Here is an 18,834-nt window from a genome sequence, read left to right on the forward strand (position 1 = left end):
ACGAAAGGGGCAGGATAGTTGCAGAGTGCTGTTTGATCTTTATTCAACAATTGGGCCAGATTGGTGAACAATATCTTCAAGAGTAATTGGATATCTATGTTAAAATTAGAATAATTTATTTAATATAAACATAGGAAATAGAGGAATAAAAATGGGGCTTAAAGCTATTATTTCTGAAAATCGAACTTATACGAAAGGTGTAATTGCGTTATTATTATCAGCTTTATTAACTGCAATAAGCCAAGTATTTTACGCAAGTCGTGTACAAAATTTGAATCCATTTATATTTACGGGTATCAGTTTCTTTTTGACTGCTTGTTATTTTTCCTTTTTTGCGAGAAATCAAAAGGTAGAATATAAATGGAAATCAACATGGCAATCGCTACTAAAGTTAAATTTAGCCTCTGTACTAGCATTTATGGGGTTTTACTTCGCATTGAAATTCATTGAACCAGCAATCGTTAGTTCACTTGAGATGGGGTTAGGACCATTATTTGTGATTTTCCTTACATTAACACAGCGACAGTTTGTCAGTAAATCACAGTGGGGAATTGCACTGGGTACTTTGTTAGCTTGCTTTTTATTAATTGTTTCTATCTTTAATGGTAATTCAGGTGTTCAAATGAATCAAAATACAAATACTATTTTAGGTGTAATAGCGAGTGTTGTTTGTGGTTTAGGAGCTGTACTTTGTACGAACTATTCAAAGCAATTAAGTTCGGTCGGGTGGACAAGTTCGATGATTTTAACACACCGTTTTTATGGTATCGTACTTTTATCATTTATTTTTACTTATGATATTTTATTTGACTATTTTTTTGATAATGTATTGTGGATTTTCCTTGTAACAATTGCCGGTGTCTTAATTCCAATGTATTTATTGCAGAAAGGTATTCAATATTGTGAGACGTTCTTAGTGATGATGTCGCTCTGCTTCGTACCTGTGTTTACATTTTTCTTTCAACTATTTGACCCAAGATTATCTTGGTCAACAACGACTTTAATCGGCGTTATTTTATTATTTGTATTAGGTCTTTTTAGTATTTATGGAGAGAAAAAATAAATTAACAATTATAGATTCTTTTAAAACCGAATTATTCCGTGTAATGAGCGATTTTAAAAGTAAGACTCTATTAATACTTACTAATTGTTTCGCAATCGGGAGGATTCATCAATAAGAATCGCTTTTCTTAATGAACTAACGGGTGCGTTAGCTGAAGATCAGAGCTGTCTTTAAGGCAGCTTTTTTTTATGAAAGTAAAGGAGCAAAGTAATCAAATGATTAAATATATATTAACCAAAATTTGGTAAAGTAGAATAAAGGAGAAGGGTGTGGAATCATGAAAAAATATTTAGGGGTTATATCGTTTGCTTTAATTATCTTGGTTATTTGTTTCTTTACTGCGAATATAACACAAGTAATTGATCCTGGAGTACAACTTTTCGAGTATTAATGATATTTGGAATCATTATATCGTTTTCTTTTTCTTTTCTGAGTGAGAAAGGAATTTGGAGAAAATTAGCTTTAGGTCTTAGTATATTTGTTGGTTTCTTTTACATTATAGCCATCGAATTAATGAGAATAGTATTCCAGGGTAATGGATTTTAAATTGGTTATACAACTAAGAGGTGCTTTACTTCAATAAGGAAGGTTGCTAACGCAGCCTTTTTCTTATGGCACTAACGGGGCAGGATAGTTCAAGAAAGACATTGTATTTTTATGGTAAAATAAATCAAGGAGAGGATTATTTGAGTACAGAAAAAAGAGGTTCGAAACAGGCTATTATTTGGGCTATAATTGCTATTTTTTTATTTGTAATTTGGCTTTTAACAAAATAATTTTTATTCAACTAAAGGTGCGTTAGCTGATCAGAGCTGTCTTTAAGGCAGCTTTTTCTTATGGAGCTAACGGGGCAGGTTAGTTGAAGAGTGCTGTTTGACTTATTCAACAATAGGGCCATTTAATGGAATAAGGCTTATTAAACTACGGGGCTGTTTAGTACAACAGAAGGGGTACGCTCAATAAATTCTTGATTACCCTTTGGAATTAGTAAAGTTTACTTGGGAAACATTATTTAGTTCCTTTAACTACATCTCATAAAAGGATGTGGTTTTTTTATAAAATATGTAATATATATTTATAAAAAGTAAAATATATATTACAATGTAAATATAAGGATAAAAGGAGTGAGTAAAGTATTTGAAGGAGTTCACAGTGAAAAATAAGGTAAAAGTCGCCCGTATCGAGAAAGGTAATTTAACTCAAGGTGAACTGGCAAAATTGGTTGGCGTAACACGACAGACAATGAATTTAATAGAAGCACAAAAATATAACCCCACTATTCGAGTATGCTTAATCATTAGTAGACATTTAGAACGACCATTAGATGAATTGTTTTGGATAGAAGACTAACTTATAAAGGAGATGATAAAACCATGCCAGTAAATTTCTTAACAATTCTTATCAGTGTGATTGTTAGCTTTGCAATTGTAAGCCTTATAACGGGGCAAATTCAGTGGGGGATAGTAGTAGGACTTCTTGTAGGCGTTGGAAGTGCTAAATGGCTTAGATTGAAAAAACAAGAAGCTAAAGATGAAATCGAGTATGACGAAAGAGTCAATGATAATATTAAACAGTATTCATTACAGACATTCTCAATTTCCAATTTAACCCTCTTAGTTTACTTATTAATCTCAGACCAAATTCTTAACGCACATTCGATTAAGGCGAATTATTTAATTATTTATCTAACCATCACATTTATTGTTTCATTTTATATAGCCCCATTAATAGCAAGAAAGAGATAAAAAAGAGTCAAGAATTGAAACTAACTTACTAAGGGAGGTAAGAAAATGAATCAAATATTCATTGTTACAGCAATCGTTCTTTTTATTTTAGCGTATCTCGTTGGAGTGAAAAAGCAAACTTGGTTATTATCGGGTTTTAATCAAAAACGTGTAAAAGATCAAGATAAACTGGCAAAATTAGTAGGTTCTTACAACCTACTAATGGGGATAGTAATGTTCATAGGAGCTTTTATTGACGATCCAGATACACAAGTATTATTTCCTATTATGATAATTGGTTATGTTATTCTACTTGGCTATGTAAACACAAAGATGGTTGAGTAATAAAAAAAGGAAGAAATAGTGCAAAATATTCCCTGTTTTTTTGCATGTCATTTTAGTTTCTTTTTTATTTCTGCAGTTTCAATTAATGAATAATAACTCTAATTTAAATTGTGATTTTCCAGAATCGCGCGCGATTCTGGAAGAAGTTTCGCTTTTCTTAATGAACTAACGGGTGCTTTAGCTTTAGAACAGAGCTGTCTTTAAGGCAGCTTTTTCCTTATGCAACTAACGGGGCAGGTTAGCAAAAGAATAATATTTAAAGAGGATTATTGATTAAGTAAGTAGTATTAACAAATTAGAATATAAAAAAAGAGGGGGTAAATTTTTTTGGAATTTTATAGATCCGACAAAGAAGTAGGAAAAAACATTTCTCATTTTAATTCAAATTTCATTATGTCCCGAATTGTAAAAACAGAAAAACCTACACAAATAAGTTGTATGCATTTAGAAGCTAATGGAATTGTAGGTTTCCATCATGCTGTTATTCCACAATTACTCATTGTTGTAGATGGAGAAGGATGGGTTCGCGGTGATGATGAATTAAAAGTAAATATAAAAGCTAACGATGTGGTCTTTTGGGAAAAAGGTGAAGGACACGAAACAGCAACTGCCACTACTGGACTAACTGCAATTGTGATTGAGTCTGAAGAATTAACCCCTTCTAATTTTATGCCCATTAAAGAACATAAATAAAAAAATCTTGTTCAACTAACAGATGGTTTAGTTCTATAAGAAGTATGGAAAATGATCAAACTTTTTTTCAATGCTACATCATCCATATGTGAAGAATTGTACTTAAACTAACGGGTGCTTTACTTCAATAAGGGAGTTGCTTCGGCAGCTCTTTTTCTTATGGCACTAACGGGGCAGGTTAGTTGAAGATGAATATAAGTTTAAAACGACTGATAAAAATTTCAATCGTTTTTTTTTTTTTTGTAAACAAATGTAAACATTATTTGTTTACATTTGTTTACAAAAATGGTAGATTTAATTCAAGAGGTGTTTAAAATGTCTGATTATAGAAAGAAAATGTTTCGAGGAGCAAAGATTGAAGATTGCATTTTAGATTTTATAGATATGGAAAAAGAACTTAGTAGAACGCTTGAAACTGCTGATGAGCAGGAAAGACAATTGTTGTTGGGGATGAGTAAAGCGTATCGTCTGATTGTTAATCGACTGGTAAGAGAATTTGATTATTTCAAAGGTGGAGATATGGTGAATACAAAAGTAAAAGATTTAATTAGTTCGTTAAAAAGAAGAGCTTCCGAAGCAAAAGAGCAAAGTCAAAATAACGTCTTGGACCTAGTAAATGGAATGTATTATGACGATATACCTGAAGAAGCTAAGGAAGAAATAGCTAAAGTTCCTCAAGGATTACAAAGAGGTTTATTTGAAGGAATGGCCCTTGGTTATGAAAAAATTGTTATTGACTTGGAATTACTGTTGGAATCTACCGATAATGACAAGATAGCTCACATAGAAAAAAATTTAGCAAAATATAAAAAAATTGCTGAAATGTTAAAAATTAAATTTAAAGAAGATGAAGTAGATTTTAGAAGTGGTTACATTCAAGGCGAAATGTCTGCTTATCAAATGATCAGAGAGGAGATCCAGGTTGTTTTTAGAGATGAACTAATCTAGAATCTAGTGCTTTTATTTCGAAACGTAGCCTGAAAATAGGGGAGATTTAATGGATTTTTTAAATTGGTATGATTGGATTCAACCGACTAATCCTTATGCATCAATATTTTTCGGAATTATTTTCACAATTCTAACGGGGGTAATTGCGTGGTTTGATACGAAAAAATTCAGAACATTCGTCTTAATAATAGCTGGAGGATTAAGTTTTACCATCATTGGCGTTATAATCTTAAACTCCGTCGGTTATTATGGCTAATACACTTCATTAAGGATCACAAATATGATCAATCTTTTTTATAAAATAATCAAGAAGATTAAAATAATAAGTTGTGTTCAAAAAAGGGGAGGGTATAGATATTGCCTTCCCCTTTGTGTTTACAGATAAATTTATATGACTGTATTGTTTATAATGTACTCGATTTTGTATCTCAAAACAGTTAGAGATTGAATAGGTGCGGTTTTGAGTGGATTAATAACTCTATGTACTCAAATTCATGTCCCCAATGTACTTATCTTTGTGTCTTCGTACATTAAAGAAGAAGAATGGATTATTGATGGGAACTATGGTGGGACAATGAGATAAGACTTAATGCAGCCGATACAATAATCTTTCTTGATATTCCGAGAACAATTTGCGTCTTTCGTGCATTTAAAAGAATGCTTCAATATCGAAATAAAACAAGACCAGATATGGGAGAAAGTTGCGAAGAAATATTTTCCTTTGAGTTTTTTAAATGGATATGGGAATATCCCAAGACGAAAAGACCTAAAATTTTAGAGAGACTTGATCAGTTGTCTAAAGATAAAGAAGTTATTATCTTAAAATCACCAAAAGATGTTCAATATTTTTTAAAAAAAGTGCAATAACTATAACTTCTTGTTTAGCTAACGGGTGCGTTAGCTGAAGATCGGAGCTGTCTTTAAGGTAGCTTTTTCTTAAGGAACTAACGGGGCAGGATTGTTCAATAGTAAAATGGAAACAACACCCAATTTATCAGTGGTTATGCTAAAGTTAAATAGACATATTAAGGAAATGATTAAAAGAGCATTTATTAATTTTCATTTATTTAATAATGAAAAAGGTGGTGAGGCAAATGATGATTTTTGTACCATTTCTTGTAGCTATTGTGATTGGAGTAATTATATTATTAGTTACGTGGTGGTTTAAAAAAATAAACCTTCCCCTATTTGTACGAATTGTACCAGGAATCCTAACAGTTATAGCTGCTATTATTCTATTTTACATTGGTTCCGTAAACATAGGAGGGTTTGAAGGGGCGGCTTATGGGATTCTCTCTGTCTTTTTAATTTGTTTTGCAATTTTATCGTTCATTATGGCAAAAAAGCCATCAAAGGCACGATAAAAAGAGCTTATAATTCTTGAACTAACGGGTGCGTTAGCTGAAGATCAGAACTGTCTTTAAGGCAGCGCTTTTTAAAAATGAGAGATAGAGAGAGGAGGGATTTTCAATGAGTAAAGCAATTATTTTTGATATGGATGGAACCTTATTTCAAACAAATTTAATTTTAGAACCTGCCCTAGAAGAAACATTTGATGTACTACGAAAAGAAAATTTATGGGATACAAAAACACCGATTGAACAATATAGGGGAATCATGGGTGTACCTCTACCGGTTGTATGGGAAACACTTTGCCCAAACCACTCACTAGAAATACGAGTAAAGAGCAATGAGATTTTTCATAAAAAGCTTATAGAACTAATCCAAGCACAAAAAGGTGCATTATATGCTGATGTGGAGAGGACATTAAATGAGTTAAGTAAAAAGTATCCCTTATTTATTGCCAGCAATGGACAGATAGAATATTTACAAGCAATTGTAGAAACTTATAATTTGGATAGATTTATTCAAAATACATATAGTATCCAACTAATTAAATCTGGGCATAAGTCAGATTTAGTGCAAATGGTTAAAAATAAAAATCAAATAGGAAAAGGTTACGTTGTCGGAGACCGGTCTTCAGATATATCTGCTGCTAAGGATAATGAACTTATTGCCGTTGGTGTGAACTTTGACTTTGCTCAAGAAGATGAATTAAAACAAGCAGATTTTGTAGTGAATAATTTCAAAGAAATCTTAGAGTTAGTTTAAATTCTAAAAGGCCGCCAATTGGCGGCCTTTTGAAATACGATTCTTAGCATTATCATACTTTCATATTCAAGTGAAAAACCAGCCTTAATTTAACGGGTGCGTTAGCTGAAGATCGGAGTTGTCTTTAAGGCAGCTTTTTCTTTATGGAACTAAAGGGGCAGTTTAGTTGAAGAACGATTTAAGATGTTAAAATTAAGTTGGATATTTGAATTAGAATAAAAGTGGGGGAAAAGAGTGAATATTGAACAAAAGTTATATCAAGCAGCGAAAGAACTTATTGAAAAAAGATACCCTTCTGGCTGGGGTGGAGCAGCAGCAATGTACACTAACAATGGAGAAATATTGACAAGTGTATCACCAGAGGTCATAAATGCTTCAACAGAGTTATGTATAGAAACAGGTGCGATTTTGGAAGCACATAAATTTAATACAAAAATCACTCATTCAATTTGCGTTGTAAGAGATGATGAAAACCAAGAATTTAAAGTATTAACTCCTTGTGGGGTCTGTCAAGAAAGATTATTTTACTGGGGAAGGGATGTAAAAGTCGCAGTTACTATTTCAAAGGATCAGGAACAATTACTTTTTAAAACCTTAGAAGAAGTCCAGCCGTATCATTGGTCTCACGCATACAAAGATGAAGAATTATTCAACTAACGAGTGCGTTGGCTGAAGATCGGAGCTGTCTTTAAAAGGCAGCTTTTTCTTATCGAACTAAAGGGGCAGGTTAGCTCCGTAATAAACAAGTGATTTATCATTAATCATCTATGGTAATATACAAAATAAACCAATAGAAAAAACAGGGGGATCAGTATGTTCTTACATAAGATAGATGAGGAGTTATCATTGAAACTGTTAGAATTAAAGGATGCAGAAAGAGTTTTCGAAATAACAAATCAATCCAGAGAATATCTACGAGAATGGCTTCCTTGGCTGGATAATACAAAAAAACTTGAAGATACAAAAGGGTTCATTAATTTTTGTTTAAAAGGTTTTGCTGAAAACAAGAGTGTCAATACAGTTATTATGTATAAGGGACAAATTGTTGGTGTAGCAGGTTATAACCAAATAAATTGGTCAAATAAAACTACATATATTGGTTATTGGCTCGGAGAAGAATATCAAGGAAATGGAATTATGACAAGAGTAGCTAAGGCATTGACTGATTATGCATTTAAAGAATTAAAACTAGATAAAGTGGAGATTAGGGTTGCTTTGGAGAATAAAAAAAGTAGAGGGATTCCTGAAAGATTAGGTTTTGTTAATGAAGGTTGTATCAGACAAGCATAATGGTTGTATAACCATTATGTTGACCATATTATTTACGGTATGTTAGCTAAGGATTGGAATAAGTAGTAATACCTTAATGAACTAACGGGTGCGTTAGCTGAAAATCGGAGCTGTCTTTAAGGCAGCTTTTCCTTATGGAACTTTCCATAAGGAGTGCTATTATAAGACCTATTGTAAAATGCCAAAAACGATGTGCATTGGTGGACGGAATTATATCCTCTGACGTATTTATATTACCTCTTACTAAAATGCCTTACAGAGACATTTAAGTAGTGAATCATTTCCATTTTTTAGTTTTTTCTTTCCGGAAATAATGCTATTATTTGTAAAATACATATAATAAGGCGGGATCTTATGGATAAAAAAACTCAATTAGCTTTGATTTTTCTCTTAATACCTCTGGCAATATCAACTTATTTTTGGTTTTCGGATTCAGCCTTATTACGAGGCGGATATGACTTAGCTATAGATGGTTTTGTAGTAGCCAGAGCCTTAATGATTATTTACACATTACATTTATTGGGGAAATTAGGGGAATTTATCATTAAGAACAAAAAAGATTAGCTATGAGCTAACCTTTTATGTTTTATAGATTGATTGATTAAATACTTTAATAAGGGAGGTTGCTGAAGCAACCTTTTTCTTAATTAACTAACGGGTGCTTTACTTCATTTTTAGGAGCTGCTGATCAGCTCTTTTTCTTATGGAACTAAAGGGGCAGGTTAGTTGAAGAATTATGTTTAACTATAAAAATGAAAAACAAACAATTAAGAGGTGAAATAGCGTGGAATTGAAGTATACTTGCCCTTGCTGTGGTTATAAAACTTTAGATGAAGAACCCCCAGATACGTATGATATTTGTGAAATCTGTTTTTGGGAAGATGATGGTTACCAATATAAACATCCAGATGAGGATGGAGCAAATTATGTTTCCTTTAGAGAAGCACAACAAAATTTCAAAAAATTTGGGGCTAAAGGTGAAAGAAGTTTACATTTTGTAAGAAAGCCTAATAAGTCCGATATAAAAGATCCAAATTGGAAACTATTAGAGTGAGGGTACATATAGTAATTAAATATTTTGTTCTTCAACTAACAGGTGCGTTGTTTCCAAGGTGAATGATTTGCTAAATTTATCAGACTGTTTATGGATTACCTCCTTAATGAACTAACGGGTGCTTTAGTTGATTAAGAATCACAAAAATAATCAAGCTTTTTTATAAAATAATCAAGAAGATTAAAGAAATATGTTGTTCGAAAAAGGGGAGGGTATAGATATTGCCTTCCCCTTTGTGTTTACAGTAAATTTGCATGACTGTATTGTTTATAATGTACTCGATTTTGTATCTCAAAACAGTTTAGAGATTGAATTGGTGCGGTTTTGAGTGGATTATTAACTCTATGTACTCAAATTCATGTCCCCAATGTACTTATCTTTGTGTCTTCGTACAGAAAGGGAGCGGATTTCTGAAATCAGCTGCAACTTTTTTTAATAATAAACTGTAGACAAACGGTTAAATTATTGATGGGAAAATCATACAGAGAGGGGTGGGACAATGGAAAGTAAATGGCCAAATGATATGAAAGTAGCACAAATCCGGGTTGCACGTCCTACTGATCAACTAAAAAAGGTTGTAAACTTCTATTGTGAAGGATTAGGTTTGAAAAAGATCGGTTCTTTTGAAGGGCATGAGGGATATGACGGCATCATGATTGGGCTTCCTGATTCCAGTTATCATCTGGAGTTTACTCAGCATAAAGAGGGCAGTCCTTGTCCTGCCCCATCAAAAGATAATCTGCTTGTATTTTATATTCCTGAACGTAAAACCATTGAAGAAATCACGGATAGATTGAAAGGTATGGGCTATGAACCGGTTTCTCCGGAAAATCCATATTGGGAAAAATCAGGTGTTACTATTAAAGATCCGGATGGTTGGAGAATTGTATTGATGAATTCGCCCGGCATAGGAAATTAAATTATGAAATGAAAACAACCGAAAAGCACCATGCTTTTCGGTCATTTTGGGTTTATGACGACATCGTGATCCCGCCATTGATGTGAATGCACTGTCCTGTTATATAGGCACCTTCATCAGATGCTAGCAGCACATAGGCCCCTGCATGATCTGCCGGCTGCCCAGGGCGTCCAAGTGGTGCTTCTGTTCCGAACTCGGCAACGGATTGTTCGTCGAACGTGGCCGGGATGAGAGGAGTCCAAATCGGTCCTGGAGCAACCATATTGACCCGAATCCCTTTTTTAGCCACATTCTGTGCAAGGCTGCGAGTCAATCCGACGATTGCTCCTTTTGTCGCCGTATAATCCATCAAAGTTGCATGGCCCCTGTACGGGTTGATCGATGTTGTGTTGATGACCGAGTTGCCTTGCTTCATATGAGGAACCGCGTGCTTGCTCATGTAAAATACTGAATAAATATTGGTGCGGAACGTTTTGTCCCATTGCTCGTCCGTGATATCCTCAATGTTTTCCGTCGGGTATTGCACCGCTGCATTATTCACGAGGATGTCCAGCTTTCCGAACTCGTCCAGCGTCTTCTTGATCAATTCCTTACAATTCGCCTCCACGGAAACGTCAGCTGGAAGCAAGAGGCAGCGAACGCCTTCCGCTTCAATCAGCTGCTTTGTTTCTTCGGCATCACTGTGCTCATCTAAATAATTCACAACCACATGGGCGCCTTCCTTTGCATAAGCAATCGCAACCGCACGCCCGATGCCGCTATCTCCGCCTGTAATCAAGGCAACGCGGTCTTTTAGCTTACCGCTTCCTATGTAATCCTTTGGCTGAATCGGAAGTGGATTCATCTCAGATTCAATGCCAGGCTGTCTTTCCTGTGTTTGTCCGGGCTGTCCGTTTTTTTGCTGTTCATATATATTCAAAGAAATCTCCTCCTCTTAAACTATTGATCTAGTCATACTTTAGCCGTTAAAAAGTACGGTTAAACATCGTCATTCGCATCGATTCCACCTGCAAACGATTACAAAAATATAGTGAAGAAGGACTTACGGTATTCAAAATTGAATTACATTTTAATAAAACTTTCAGGGGTGTTAATGTGAATTCGATAGAAACAATACAAAAATTAACAAATGAAGAACAATGGTTAGAAGCCTTTCCAATCATGAATCAGTTGCGTACTGACTAACTCAAAAAACATATTTGGAGCTACTTGAATAAATGAGGAAGGATGGGTATTGTCTGTATGCATTATATAAGGATAACCAGATTGTATCCTTGGCTGGCTTAAGCTGGAGAGTGAACTTTTATAATAAACGTCACGTGTTAACAGATTTCGCGCACCGCTCATTTGGATTTGGAGAGAAATTATTAAATTATATACATAACTGGGCAAAAGAAAACGGTGCTGCATATGTGGCATTGGAATCTGGGATCCAGCGAAACGAAGCACACCGTTTCTATGAAGATAAATTAGATTATGATAAATGGTGCTACTCATTTAGAAAAACGCTGTGAGTGGAAATAGCAGTGTAAAAGAGCTAAGTATTCAGCTTTTTTTTGTGGCCAACGGGTAAACGCCGATTCACGAGTAAAAGCGTGAAATTCACGAGTAAATCACTGAAACTCACGAGTAAATGGCCTAAACTCACGAGTAAATCACCGAAACTCACGAGTAAACGATCCAAACTTACATATAAATGCTCCAAACCCACGTAATTCACCAAGTTATAGAATTGGCACGATTATTGCAAGTATAATAATGAATCCAATTCCTTTGAAAAAATATATGTAACTACTCAGCTTATTGACGAGAATATCCTTCTGCTACTTAATTTGAACAAAAGTCTTGGTGTTGATGGTGCATAAAAAAATGATATGGAAGAGGGGGAAACGATGATGGCAGGAGTAAATGTCGGGGATATCATTTTTCAATTATTAACCATTGGAGTGCCGATATTTTTTTAAATAATTATATTGGTATATTGGCGTTCTTCCAAAATGAAAAAAGAACAATTTACCGTATTGAAGAAAAGTTCAACTCGATTCAAAAAAGGGATTACTAAATGATGGGATAGTGTGAAGAAATTCAAGGGATGGGTTCACGTAGAAGCCAGCTAGATGCCTTTTTTCATACGGAACATAATACAAAAATTACGTCAGGATGAAAGGTGAGGAGTACGGAAGTGTTGGAAATGCTAGTTTGTTTTTTTGTTTTTTTAACGGGAGTCGTTTTTCTATATTTTGGTTTGTTTCAATACAATTGGCTGTATAAGGGTGTAAAGGAGTTTGAAGAAGGCTATTACTTTCCTTTCATAGGCAGCTATTGGTTCTGGCGGATTTTGTTCATCGGAATCAGTTTATTCATCATTTTTACAACTGTAAATTCATTCTTACGCTGAAAAGCCCAGGTCGAAAAATTTTTGTAATGATTTATTTAGCCTTGGACATACTTAATTAAGATATCAAAAAGTAACATTTTAATAAGGAGGAAACCCAATGGCTAACGAAAATATACAAATCAAAATGGAACATATTTGGCAGGATACATGTGGATCATGGGAAAATTGTACGGAAACCACAATTCAGTCATTCTTGGCAAAATCCCAAGAAAGCAATATAGATCCGCAATATTGCATGAGCTGGGTGGAACAGCATAAATCCCAAATACCTGAGTGGGATGCCGTTTCAAAAGTGTCGCTTGACTGGGTTAATCAACATACCTCAACGGGTTCACCCATTTCAATCAAGGAAGATTTTTAAAAAGTTATACTTTTTCTGCTTATGATTGTTACGAACTCTACTATGTTTAAGAGGTGAAGATAGTTGTCAAATAATGAGGAACAAAACGGCAAATCAAATATTCGGCAAGGCTCAGGGCATAATAATGATCCAGATTACAGAGTTAATGCTTGGGATGAAATGAATGGTGAAGATAAATTTGTACAATCAGCCATCCAAGAGGAATTCAATAATCCAGTAATCGAAGAAACAATCTTGAAGTTCAATAAAATAGCGAATGAACAAGAAAAGGAAACTTGATTTTGGACGCGCCCTATAGGGCGCTTTTTTTATACGAAAAAGTAAGGGGGCATTTTCTAGAGCCTTACAGGGTGAAATCGCCTTGGAAATTCAGGATTTGTTTTGTAAAAGCAGTGAAATCACTGAGATGATTCACTACAATTTGTTCTAAAATGTCTAAATTAATGTTTTGGTAATCATGAACAGCAATGTTTCTAAATCCAACCATAGCTTTTAAGCGCCTAGCTATATCTTCATCAATAACCGAATGACCCTTCAGCATATCAAAAGCATCCCTGCTTGATTGAGGCAACCCAAGTCTTTGTTCAGCTACAATATGCATGGCCAGGTCAATCGAGGATTCGCATGCACGTTGTATATTAAGGATGATGGAATCTTGTTTTGTATAGTCATTTAGGTTTTCTGGATTATTCGCGTATACAACCTTAACGCGGTTCATGCAACGCTCAATTATACTGATCTTGTTCAAAATCACATCATTCTCCATAAATGGACCCACTTTCTCCTATTTTTTTTAAGATAATTTCACGTTCCTCATTCAATTTAGCGTACATGCTAAGAGCAATCATTTGTTGGTTTTTTAGAAGTGTGTCATCTTTTGAATAAATCACAATGCCGGTTGTGTATATTTGGGCCTGAAAAACGGTTGATGCTGTCCTAAGATTAATCAGGTCCACATCTATTTTCAGGATATCTGCCAGTTCCTGTGCCAATAAAAATAACTCATATGTAATATGTGATGAATCTTGACTGTAGAATGCCACATCGATGTCACTATCCCTATGTGTAGTGTTCTTCGCGTAAGAACCAAATACGATGATGAAGGAAGGATCAATTTTGTCTATTAGGAACTTTTGGATACTTTGAAACATCTCTGTTTTCATAAGACACGCTCCCTAATGATAATACGAATAGTATACCAAACATTGGTTTTCCTTTGTACTGGTCACAAAGAACCCTATGAAAAGTATGGATTCAATTAAGGCTGAAGAGCGAGCTCTGCTTCAGAGCAGGGAGCATAGTCCAAAGGTTTATAAAAAAACAATAATATACAAATAAAGGGAAAAGGCATCTTGGTATCGTATAAAGATAGTATAAATCGTTTTTAAAGTTAGCAATATCATTAATGGGAGTGAAGATCATGGAAGCGGCGGTAGAACGAATTTTTTCTAATGAATTGGTGAAATTGGCTGGGGATTTTTTTCAAGTGAATGCTGGGAATCCGGTTAAACTTGGAGATGCAGAGAACTATGTATTTGAGGTTTACAGGGATGTAACGCCATACATCTTAAGAATGACACATCAATCACATCGTACAAAAGTTCAAGTGCTTGCTGAGTTAAAGTGGATTGAGCATTTACAGAATAATGGTAGTGAAATACCTAAAGTTCTTTCTTCGAAAGATAATAACTTAGTTGAAATTGTAAAGGGCTCGGATGGTACGGAATTTTATTGTTGCCTGTTTGAAAAAGCTCCAGGTGTAAGGATGAAAGTCACCGATGAAAATTTCGATGAACCTTTATTTTTTGAATGGGGAAGAACCATTGGCCAAATGCATAAACAAACTAAAAGTTATAAGCCAGAAGCGGAATATAAAAGGCTGGATTGGCATGAAGAAGAATTATTGAATGCCGAACTCTACCAATCCGATGTTCCAGAGCAAGTGATGCACCAACAAGACTTAATCATGAAGAAATTAAATGCCCTTCAAGTTCATCAAAATAATTTTGGATTGATTCATTCTGATATACATAACGGCAATTTCCATTTTCATGAGGGGAAGATCCATGTTTTTGACTTTGATGACTGTTCTTATCACTGGTTTGCCAGCGATTTGGCCATACCTCTGTACTATCTGATGTGGAGCTTGGAACGTGAAGGTGTAAAGGGGCTCGATGAATATGCCGCCAAGTTCATGAGGGCATTCATAAAAGGTTATGAGACGGAAAATATCCTGGAAACTGTGGAATACGAAACGATTCCTCTATTTTTAAAGTTAAGGGATTTCACGTTATATAATTTTTTTCATAAAAAGTACGATTTGAAGAATGCGGATAGTCAGTTATATAAAACTGTTCAAGAAATCGAACGTAGAATCATGGAAGGCCGTCCCATTGTTCACTTCGATCCGAACGTAGTTCATTGAGGGGGATTGGAATGTCAGAAGTAAAAAATAATGGACTTGCCTATAGAATTCGGACAGGTGAATTGGAAGATGCAAAAGCGGTTTTGGATGTACAGGATTCCGTCATTTCCGAAGGTGAGTATTTTATTACGGTATCGGAGGAGTTCAATAAAACACTAGATCAACAAAGAGAGTGGATACGAAGGTTATTGGAAAATGAACGAGAAACGATCATCGTTGCCGAAATAAATGGTGAAGTGGTTGGATGGATCGGATTTCAAGCGGAAAATAGGAAGAGAATGTCTCACAAGGGCTCATTTGGGATGATGATCAGAAATAATTTCAGAGGGATGGGAATTGGAAAACAGCTTATTAAAGCATTATTGGATTGGGCAGAAGCCAATCCGTTCATTGAAAAGGTGAGTTTGGGAGTTTTTTCAACAAATCATCGGGCAATATCACTATATAAAAGTATGGGGTTTATTGAAGAAGGCCGTAAAATCAAGGAATTCAAGATGAGCCAAAGTGAATACGTCGATGATATTATCATGTTCAAAATGGTTTGATCAGACCGAAAGAGCATGAATTGATTCAATGCATGCTCTTCCGGTTTGGTTATGTATCTATTTTTATATGAAAACGATGTGTATGTCACGCATCATTTAATTACTTTTACGTTCACTTGCTTTCTTCCCCACGTTAAAGCATCTGATTCATTCGCGATGAACACATCAATCCTGTTTCCTTTGATCGCGCCGCCCGTGTCTGCAGCGATGGCTTGTCCATAGCCCTCGACTTCAACGATCGAGCCTAGCGGTATCACGTTCGGATCGACTGCTATCAGTTTGGCATCATCATATTTCTTTAGGTCAACGCCCATTCTTGTAGTGCCTGAACATCCCTCGCAGCTCGCTGTATATGCTGTACTTGTTACCGTCAGTTCTTTAACGGCTGAACCTGCTGCACTTGCTCTTTCTTCTAATTTACTGAAGGTCCGTGCACCGGCAATACCGTCAGCGGATAATCCCTTTTGCTTTTGAAAGTTGATGACGGCTTGCTTTGTGCCTGTACCATAAATGCCATCGATCGTTGATGTGTAAACATTCCAGGCTTTCAATAACCTTTGCAGTTCAGCTACAGGTCTTCCCATATCCCCGCTTTTCAGTACCTGTATTTTCTGATTCGTTTGTGTTCCTGCAATTCCATCGGCTTTCAGCCCTGATTTTTCCTGAAACTTCTTTACGGATTCTTTTGTAATCGATCCGTAGTAACCTGTTGCTTCGTGATAGGGAAAAACCCCTTTTGTCAGTAATAATTCTTGTAATACTTTTACATCACTATTACTCATTCCAAATGAAAGTGTGCGATCCAAAGCAGCGGCTTCGCCTTTAGTTGGCATGCAAACTCCTAGAATGAATACAGAAGCCGTTAGGATCGTTAATAAAATTTTCTTCATGTTTATCCTCCTCGTTGTTTCCTGCATTAAACGATTCGTTAAACTATCACCCTTTAAGGCGCAGTTAAGGAAAAACACCGCGAAGGCACTAAGTAATTGTTAAAACATGTAACACAAAGAAAAGAAATGAGGCGGACATCGGGTTACCATATCCTTAGTAATTAGGTAATTATGGAAAAATGATCAAACTTCACATGGAACGAGCGGAACAGTTTGGTTGAACAAAGGGCATTCATTCATGTACGTTTAGGTTAATAGAAATTCTATTTCAAGGTTAAAGGAGGAAATCATTTTGATTAAAGCAGTTATTTTCGACTTTGATGGTTTAATTTTGGACACAGAAACGGCATGGTATGAGGCTTATAAAGAAACGATGGCTTTTTATGAATCTGATTTGCCTCTTGAACAATTCGTTACATGTATCGGGATGGATAATACTGAACTTAACCGGTATTTCAACGATCAGCTGGGGGAAAGTTGTAATATTGAAGAAATTGAATCCAGAGCAAAAAGCCTTCATGAAGTAAAGATGAAAACATCACAGGCACGTGAAGGTGTAAAGGATTATTAGAAGAAGCAAAGAATAATGGATATAAAATCGCCCTCGCTACAAGCTCGACAAGTGGGTCACACATCATTTGGGAGAACTCGGCCTGTTACACTATTTTGAAGTAATCATCACAGGGGATGATGTTGAAAAAGTAAAACCAGCGCCTGATTTGTATGTAAAGGCAATTGAAGTCCTGGGCATTCAGCCGACAGAAGCCGTAGCATTTGAAGATTCGTTAAATGGGCTTCAAGCGGCCCTGACTGCTGGATTAAAGTGTGTAATCGTTCCTAATCCCGTTACGGAAGCTTTAGCATTTGAAAATCATCATTTACGCCTCCGATCCATGTTGGATAAGAGCTTGTCTGACGTTATCAAACATATTGAGCAATGAGCGTTCGAAGGAAATTATAGTATGATAAAGGAATGAAACCACGCCGAAGATGGCAGACTCTTCGGTTTTTCCGGTTTTTAATGAATGTTTTATGTGGGGAGGATGAGTTTATGGGATTGCATATCAATGACATAGGAGTCCGGCTGCGGGAGGTCAAGGAGAGTGATCTTCCTATCTTTTTCGATCAGCAACTGGATCCTGCCGCAAACTATATGGCTGCCTTCACATCTAAGGATCCATCAGACAAGGTGGCTTTTTTGACACACTGGAAGAACATCTTATCGAACCGGGATATTCAAAAAATGACCATAATCCACAACGGATATGTTGCGGGCAGCGTTCTCAAGTTTGAGCAGTTTGGTAACCCGGAAGTATGTTATTGGATCGGGAAGCAATATTGGGGGAAAGGGATCGCTACAGGGGCACTGCTCCATTTTTTGCCGAAAATAAAAGTCCGTCCTCTATATGCCCGCACAGCCAAGGATAATCTTGGTTCCATCAGGGTGCTGGAAAAATGCGGATTTGAAAGATTCGATGAAGACAAAGGGTATTCCCATGCAAGAGGCAAAGAGGTTGAAGAATTCATTTTGAAACTTGATAGTTAAGATAATAATAACAATATCGTTTAGCCTATGAGGAAACGGGTGAAATACAATGGGATATAAGATTTTTTCCATCATTTTTATTTTGTGCGGTCTTTTTGTAATGTGGTTCGCCGTATATGGCAAAAAGAAAGAGATTAAAGAGTTCGGCTCCGGAACACCAACGAATTTCATCGATGTAATTTTAATGATGATATATAAGCTTTTACCTTCCACTATAAGAAAGGTCCTTCTTTTTTCATTGGGGCTGGCCATTTCCATCGGCTTTACCTTTATATTGCTTAACCTATAATTATTCATAAATTTTCCTGATTAGATAAAAAAATCCTGAAACATTATTCAATAGAAAACGTATTAAAAGAAAACGATACATAGGAGTTGTTGCTATTTAGAGATAAAAAATTGATGGCAGTGTTTATGTTAATGGGGACGGGAAGTTAACGCCGATGGAGGTATTGGTTCAATATATCCAAAGAGAAGAATATCAGTATAGTAATAATATGCATAATATGGTAATCTTGAAT

26 protein-coding genes and 3 pseudogenes are annotated in these 18,834 nt (G+C 35.5%); 24 read left to right on the forward strand and 5 right to left on the reverse strand.

Annotation, left to right across the window (positions count from 1 at the left end; translation table 11 throughout):
* Positions 1–151 precede the first annotated feature (151 nt).
* The 15 genes and pseudogenes from J7E52_RS24210 to J7E52_RS24280 all read left to right on the forward strand — a co-directional run bounded on the left by J7E52_RS24210 (position 152) and on the right by J7E52_RS24280 (position 10,148).
* On the forward strand, positions 152–1,063 hold the full coding sequence (locus tag J7E52_RS24210; RefSeq protein WP_214750889.1) for a DMT family transporter: 912 nt from the start codon (positions 152–154) through the stop codon (positions 1,061–1,063).
* Positions 1,064–2,200: 1,137 nt separating this feature from the next.
* On the forward strand, positions 2,201–2,413 hold the full coding sequence (locus tag J7E52_RS24215) for a helix-turn-helix transcriptional regulator (RefSeq protein ID WP_176474334.1): 213 nt from the start codon (positions 2,201–2,203) through the stop codon (positions 2,411–2,413).
* 23 nt (positions 2,414–2,436) lie between these two features.
* Positions 2,437–2,808 carry a hypothetical protein gene (locus J7E52_RS24220; protein ID WP_214750890.1) on the forward strand — a complete coding sequence of 124 codons (372 nt, stop codon included), beginning with the start codon at positions 2,437–2,439 and terminating at the stop codon, positions 2,806–2,808.
* 45 nt (positions 2,809–2,853) lie between these two features.
* Positions 2,854–3,132 (forward strand): DUF3784 domain-containing protein, encoded by a 279-nt coding sequence (locus tag J7E52_RS24225; RefSeq protein WP_214750891.1) that lies wholly within the window; start codon positions 2,854–2,856, stop codon positions 3,130–3,132.
* 327 nt (positions 3,133–3,459) lie between these two features.
* Positions 3,460–3,825 (forward strand): cupin domain-containing protein, encoded by a 366-nt coding sequence (locus J7E52_RS24230; protein WP_214750892.1) that lies wholly within the window; start codon positions 3,460–3,462, stop codon positions 3,823–3,825.
* Between the two features lie 315 nt (positions 3,826–4,140).
* Entirely contained in the window at positions 4,141–4,773 is a 633-nt protein-coding gene (locus tag J7E52_RS24235) for a hypothetical protein (RefSeq protein WP_214750893.1), read from the forward strand.
* Between the two features lie 49 nt (positions 4,774–4,822).
* A complete protein-coding gene (locus tag J7E52_RS24240; RefSeq protein ID WP_214750894.1) occupies positions 4,823–5,029 on the forward strand; it encodes a hypothetical protein in 207 nt (68 codons plus the stop codon).
* 273 nt (positions 5,030–5,302) lie between these two features.
* Positions 5,303–5,640, forward strand: a pseudogene (locus J7E52_RS24245) (P-loop NTPase family protein); the annotation flags it as partial.
* A gap of 227 nt (positions 5,641–5,867) precedes the next feature.
* Positions 5,868–6,137 (forward strand): YesK family protein, encoded by a 270-nt coding sequence (locus J7E52_RS24250; protein ID WP_214750895.1) that lies wholly within the window; start codon positions 5,868–5,870, stop codon positions 6,135–6,137.
* Positions 6,138–6,243: 106 nt separating this feature from the next.
* The gene (locus J7E52_RS24255) at positions 6,244–6,885 is read left to right on the forward strand and encodes an HAD hydrolase-like protein (protein WP_214750896.1); all 642 of its coding nucleotides are present in this window, start codon (positions 6,244–6,246) and stop codon (positions 6,883–6,885) included.
* A gap of 234 nt (positions 6,886–7,119) precedes the next feature.
* Complete coding sequence (locus J7E52_RS24260; protein ID WP_214750897.1) at positions 7,120–7,542, forward strand: cytidine deaminase; 423 nt, start codon at positions 7,120–7,122, stop codon at positions 7,540–7,542.
* A gap of 156 nt (positions 7,543–7,698) precedes the next feature.
* Positions 7,699–8,172: pseudogene (locus J7E52_RS24265) on the forward strand (GNAT family N-acetyltransferase); the annotation flags it as partial.
* Positions 8,173–8,529: 357 nt separating this feature from the next.
* A complete protein-coding gene (locus J7E52_RS24270) occupies positions 8,530–8,739 on the forward strand; it encodes a hypothetical protein (RefSeq protein WP_214750899.1) in 210 nt (69 codons plus the stop codon).
* Between the two features lie 226 nt (positions 8,740–8,965).
* Positions 8,966–9,229, forward strand: a complete 264-nt coding sequence (locus J7E52_RS24275; protein WP_214750926.1) for a CPCC family cysteine-rich protein — start codon at positions 8,966–8,968, stop codon at positions 9,227–9,229.
* Positions 9,230–9,728: 499 nt separating this feature from the next.
* Complete coding sequence (locus J7E52_RS24280; protein ID WP_214750900.1) at positions 9,729–10,148, forward strand: VOC family protein; 420 nt, start codon at positions 9,729–9,731, stop codon at positions 10,146–10,148.
* Positions 10,149–10,200: 52 nt separating this feature from the next.
* Here J7E52_RS24280 and J7E52_RS24285 read toward each other — a convergent pair whose 3' ends face one another.
* Complete coding sequence (locus J7E52_RS24285) at positions 10,201–11,067, reverse strand: SDR family oxidoreductase (RefSeq protein ID WP_214750901.1); 867 nt, start codon at positions 11,065–11,067, stop codon at positions 10,201–10,203.
* A 298-nt stretch (positions 11,068–11,365) separates the two neighbouring features.
* Between J7E52_RS24285 and J7E52_RS24290 the strand changes: the two genes are divergently transcribed.
* Positions 11,366–11,662: a GNAT family N-acetyltransferase gene (locus J7E52_RS24290; protein WP_286198058.1), complete on the forward strand. Its 297-nt coding sequence runs from the start codon at positions 11,366–11,368 to the stop codon at positions 11,660–11,662.
* A gap of 23 nt (positions 11,663–11,685) precedes the next feature.
* Here the strand turns inward: J7E52_RS24290 and J7E52_RS24295 are convergent, their stop codons facing one another.
* Positions 11,686–11,859: a hypothetical protein gene (locus J7E52_RS24295; protein ID WP_214750902.1), complete on the reverse strand. Its 174-nt coding sequence runs from the start codon at positions 11,857–11,859 to the stop codon at positions 11,686–11,688.
* A 471-nt stretch (positions 11,860–12,330) separates the two neighbouring features.
* Here J7E52_RS24295 and J7E52_RS24300 point away from each other — a divergent pair, with 471 nt between their 5' ends.
* The 3 genes from J7E52_RS24300 to J7E52_RS24310 all read left to right on the forward strand — a co-directional run bounded on the left by J7E52_RS24300 (position 12,331) and on the right by J7E52_RS24310 (position 13,186).
* On the forward strand, positions 12,331–12,546 hold the full coding sequence (locus J7E52_RS24300) for a hypothetical protein (protein WP_214750903.1): 216 nt from the start codon (positions 12,331–12,333) through the stop codon (positions 12,544–12,546).
* A gap of 97 nt (positions 12,547–12,643) precedes the next feature.
* Positions 12,644–12,907, forward strand: a complete 264-nt coding sequence (locus J7E52_RS24305) for a hypothetical protein (RefSeq protein WP_214750904.1) — start codon at positions 12,644–12,646, stop codon at positions 12,905–12,907.
* Positions 12,908–12,970: 63 nt separating this feature from the next.
* Positions 12,971–13,186 (forward strand): hypothetical protein, encoded by a 216-nt coding sequence (locus J7E52_RS24310; RefSeq protein ID WP_214750905.1) that lies wholly within the window; start codon positions 12,971–12,973, stop codon positions 13,184–13,186.
* A 64-nt stretch (positions 13,187–13,250) separates the two neighbouring features.
* On the opposite strand, the gene hepT is transcribed toward J7E52_RS24310, so the two are convergent.
* Together hepT and mntA are read right to left on the reverse strand one after the other, a co-directional pair.
* Positions 13,251–13,673, reverse strand: a complete 423-nt coding sequence (hepT, locus tag J7E52_RS24315) for a type VII toxin-antitoxin system HepT family RNase toxin (protein ID WP_214750906.1) — start codon at positions 13,671–13,673, stop codon at positions 13,251–13,253.
* The gene (gene mntA / locus J7E52_RS24320) at positions 13,663–14,070 is read right to left on the reverse strand and encodes a type VII toxin-antitoxin system MntA family adenylyltransferase antitoxin (protein ID WP_286198059.1); all 408 of its coding nucleotides are present in this window, start codon (positions 14,068–14,070) and stop codon (positions 13,663–13,665) included. Before mntA ends, hepT begins: the two co-directional genes overlap by 11 nt.
* A 257-nt stretch (positions 14,071–14,327) precedes the next feature.
* On the opposite strand from mntA, the gene J7E52_RS24325 reads away from it, so the two are divergent.
* Together J7E52_RS24325 and J7E52_RS24330 are read left to right on the forward strand one after the other, a co-directional pair.
* Positions 14,328–15,332, forward strand: coding sequence for a phosphotransferase enzyme family protein (locus J7E52_RS24325; protein ID WP_214750907.1), 1,005 nt, complete (start codon positions 14,328–14,330; stop codon positions 15,330–15,332).
* 11 nt (positions 15,333–15,343) lie between these two features.
* Entirely contained in the window at positions 15,344–15,877 is a 534-nt protein-coding gene (locus tag J7E52_RS24330; RefSeq protein WP_214750908.1) for a GNAT family N-acetyltransferase, read from the forward strand.
* A 92-nt stretch (positions 15,878–15,969) separates the two neighbouring features.
* Here the strand turns inward: J7E52_RS24330 and J7E52_RS24335 are convergent, their stop codons facing one another.
* Positions 15,970–16,767, reverse strand: coding sequence for a peptidoglycan-binding protein (locus J7E52_RS24335; RefSeq protein WP_286198060.1), 798 nt, complete (start codon positions 16,765–16,767; stop codon positions 15,970–15,972).
* Between the two features lie 295 nt (positions 16,768–17,062).
* Here J7E52_RS24335 and J7E52_RS24340 point away from each other — a divergent pair.
* The 3 genes and pseudogenes from J7E52_RS24340 (at position 17,063) to J7E52_RS24350 (ending at position 18,602) form a co-directional block, all read left to right on the forward strand.
* Positions 17,063–17,708: pseudogene (locus J7E52_RS24340) on the forward strand (HAD family hydrolase).
* Positions 17,709–17,818: 110 nt separating this feature from the next.
* Positions 17,819–18,313, forward strand: coding sequence for a GNAT family N-acetyltransferase (locus tag J7E52_RS24345; protein ID WP_214750909.1), 495 nt, complete (start codon positions 17,819–17,821; stop codon positions 18,311–18,313).
* Positions 18,314–18,362: 49 nt separating this feature from the next.
* Positions 18,363–18,602 (forward strand): hypothetical protein, encoded by a 240-nt coding sequence (locus tag J7E52_RS24350; RefSeq protein WP_214750910.1) that lies wholly within the window; start codon positions 18,363–18,365, stop codon positions 18,600–18,602.
* Positions 18,603–18,834 lie beyond the last annotated feature (232 nt).

Source organism: Bacillus sp. ISL-34, from assembly GCF_018613325.1.
Classification (GTDB): Bacteria; Bacillota; Bacilli; order Bacillales; family DSM-1321; genus Peribacillus.

What these genes read in the sequence shown, in the direction of transcription:
- J7E52_RS24350 (WP_214750910.1), top strand. Translation starts at nt 18,363, where the DNA reads ATGGGATATAAGATTTTTTCCATCATTTTTATTTTGTGCGGTCTTTTT.
- J7E52_RS24240 (WP_214750894.1), top strand. Translation starts at nt 4,823, where the DNA reads ATGGATTTTTTAAATTGGTATGATTGGATTCAACCGACTAATCCTTAT.
- J7E52_RS24255 (WP_214750896.1), top strand. Translation starts at nt 6,244, where the DNA reads ATGAGTAAAGCAATTATTTTTGATATGGATGGAACCTTATTTCAAACA.
- J7E52_RS24290 (WP_286198058.1), top strand. Translation starts at nt 11,366, where the DNA reads ATGAGGAAGGATGGGTATTGTCTGTATGCATTATATAAGGATAACCAG.
- J7E52_RS24270 (WP_214750899.1), top strand. Translation starts at nt 8,530, where the DNA reads ATGGATAAAAAAACTCAATTAGCTTTGATTTTTCTCTTAATACCTCTG.
- hepT (WP_214750906.1), bottom strand. Translation starts at nt 13,673, where the DNA reads ATGGAGAATGATGTGATTTTGAACAAGATCAGTATAATTGAGCGTTGC.
- mntA (WP_286198059.1), bottom strand. Translation starts at nt 14,070, where the DNA reads ATGAAAACAGAGATGTTTCAAAGTATCCAAAAGTTCCTAATAGACAAA.
- J7E52_RS24325 (WP_214750907.1), top strand. Translation starts at nt 14,328, where the DNA reads ATGGAAGCGGCGGTAGAACGAATTTTTTCTAATGAATTGGTGAAATTG.
- J7E52_RS24305 (WP_214750904.1), top strand. Translation starts at nt 12,644, where the DNA reads ATGGCTAACGAAAATATACAAATCAAAATGGAACATATTTGGCAGGAT.
- J7E52_RS24235 (WP_214750893.1), top strand. Translation starts at nt 4,141, where the DNA reads ATGTCTGATTATAGAAAGAAAATGTTTCGAGGAGCAAAGATTGAAGAT.
- J7E52_RS24220 (WP_214750890.1), top strand. Translation starts at nt 2,437, where the DNA reads ATGCCAGTAAATTTCTTAACAATTCTTATCAGTGTGATTGTTAGCTTT.
- J7E52_RS24210 (WP_214750889.1), top strand. Translation starts at nt 152, where the DNA reads ATGGGGCTTAAAGCTATTATTTCTGAAAATCGAACTTATACGAAAGGT.
- J7E52_RS24335 (WP_286198060.1), bottom strand. Translation starts at nt 16,767, where the DNA reads ATGAAGAAAATTTTATTAACGATCCTAACGGCTTCTGTATTCATTCTA.
- J7E52_RS24280 (WP_214750900.1), top strand. Translation starts at nt 9,729, where the DNA reads ATGGAAAGTAAATGGCCAAATGATATGAAAGTAGCACAAATCCGGGTT.
- J7E52_RS24330 (WP_214750908.1), top strand. Translation starts at nt 15,344, where the DNA reads ATGTCAGAAGTAAAAAATAATGGACTTGCCTATAGAATTCGGACAGGT.
- J7E52_RS24225 (WP_214750891.1), top strand. Translation starts at nt 2,854, where the DNA reads ATGAATCAAATATTCATTGTTACAGCAATCGTTCTTTTTATTTTAGCG.
- J7E52_RS24250 (WP_214750895.1), top strand. Translation starts at nt 5,868, where the DNA reads ATGATGATTTTTGTACCATTTCTTGTAGCTATTGTGATTGGAGTAATT.
- J7E52_RS24345 (WP_214750909.1), top strand. Translation starts at nt 17,819, where the DNA reads ATGGGATTGCATATCAATGACATAGGAGTCCGGCTGCGGGAGGTCAAG.